Source organism: Streptomyces sp. VTCC 41912 (assembly GCF_045799175.1).
Lineage (GTDB): Bacteria > Actinomycetota > Actinomycetes > Streptomycetales > Streptomycetaceae > Streptomyces > Streptomyces albulus_C.
The window spans coordinates 1-1,107 of sequence record NZ_JBJMAB010000097.1 but is presented as its reverse complement, the minus strand read 5'-3'; the positions used below and the strand labels follow the sequence as shown (position 1 = coordinate 1,107).

Here is a 1,107-nt window from a genome sequence, read left to right as displayed (position 1 = left end):
GAACACCGGGAAACGGCCGTACAACTCACGCCCCATCCCCAACCGCTGCGAACCCTGGCCCGAGAACAACACCGCGCAGCGACCTGTACGGAGGTGGTCGGTGACTGCCGCGGGGTCCGCCTCGCCGGCCGCGATCGCGGTCAAGGCCCGGACCGCGTCAGCACGATCCGCAGCAAGTACCACTGCCCGGTGGTCGAAGGTGGAGCGGCCGGTGGCAAGAGCCATGCCCACGTCCACGAGGCGCAGGTCCATGTCATCCTCGATCGACAACCGCAACTTCGCCGCCTGGTCGCGCAAGGCATCCTGCGACTTGGCGGACAGCACCCACGGCACCACGGTGGGATCCGCGGTGGGGGATTCCTGCACCGGACGCCGCAGCCCTTCGGGCCGTTCCAGGATCACGTGCGCGTTGGTGCCGCTGATGCCGAACGAGGAGACGCCCGCGCGCCGGGCCCGGCCCGTCTCCGGCCACGCCGTCTCGTCCGTCAGCAGTTCCACCGCGCCCTCGGACCAGTCCACGTGCGAGGACGGTGCATCGACGTGCAGGGTCCGTGGCAGGATGCCGTGCCGCATCGCCAACACCATCTTGATGATGCCCGCGACACCGGCCGCGGCCTGGGTGTGACCGATGTTGGACTTGATCGAACCAAGCCACAGCGGCCGGTCGGCATCACGGTCACGGCCGTAGGTCGCGAGCAACGCTTGAGCCTCGATCGGGTCACCGAGAGTGGTGCCCGTACCGTGCGCCTCGACGACGTCCACGTCACCGACGGTGAGACCGCCGTTGGCGAGTGCCTGGCGGATCACCCGCTGCTGGGACGGACCGTTGGGCGCCGTCAGACCGTTGGACGCGCCGTCCTGATTGACCGCCGAACCGCGCACCACGGCCAGGATCTCGTGACCGTTGCGCACCGCGTCCGACTGACGCTCCAACACCAGCATGCCCACGCCCTCGGACCAGCCGACACCATCCGCCGCATCCGCGAACGCCTTGCACCGCCCATCAGACGACAACCCCCGCTGCCGCGCGAAGTCCACGAACACCGCCGGCGTCGACATCACCGTCACCCCACCGGCCAACGCCAACCCGCACTCACCACTGCGCAA

1 protein-coding gene is annotated in these 1,107 nt (G+C 69.3%); it reads right to left on the bottom strand.

The window, feature by feature from the left end; genetic code table 11:
* Positions 1-1,107 (bottom strand): beta-ketoacyl synthase N-terminal-like domain-containing protein (locus tag ACJ6WD_RS41280; protein ID WP_407617813.1); only part of this gene is annotated, 1,107 nt, incomplete at both ends.